At 66.8% G+C, this 265-nt stretch carries 1 protein-coding gene; it reads left to right on the top strand.

The window, feature by feature from the left end; translation table 11 throughout:
- Positions 1–45: 45 nt before the first annotated feature.
- Positions 46–265, top strand: a 220-nt coding sequence (locus AC0L3B_RS39635) for a hypothetical protein (RefSeq protein ID WP_473383308.1), incomplete at its 3' end; no start/stop codon positions are given.

The following is a 265-nucleotide window of genomic DNA, read 5'->3' as shown; positions in this document are numbered from 1 at the left end:
CCCTTGCACCTTGAGTGCCTATGGCGTGCGGGGGAGGGTGATTGGATGACGCTGGGGCGCCGTGAAGTCGGCGCCGACGCGTCCGGCAACGGGGCCGACCGGGCGCAGGAAGCCATCGCGCAAATGGTCGAGTTGGCCAGTGTGCACATTGGCCGCTACTCGCGCAGCGCCGACTATCTTGAGGCGCCGCGTGAGCCGGCGAAATCTGCCGACAGACTGTTGAGCCTGATCGCGCTGGATCGGCTCGCCTGGCAGCATCGTCACA

It is taken from the genome of Bradyrhizobium sp. Kon56 (assembly GCF_055807635.1).
The sequence above is the reverse complement of the archived record's forward strand: the minus strand, read 5'-3'. Positions and strand labels throughout refer to the sequence as shown.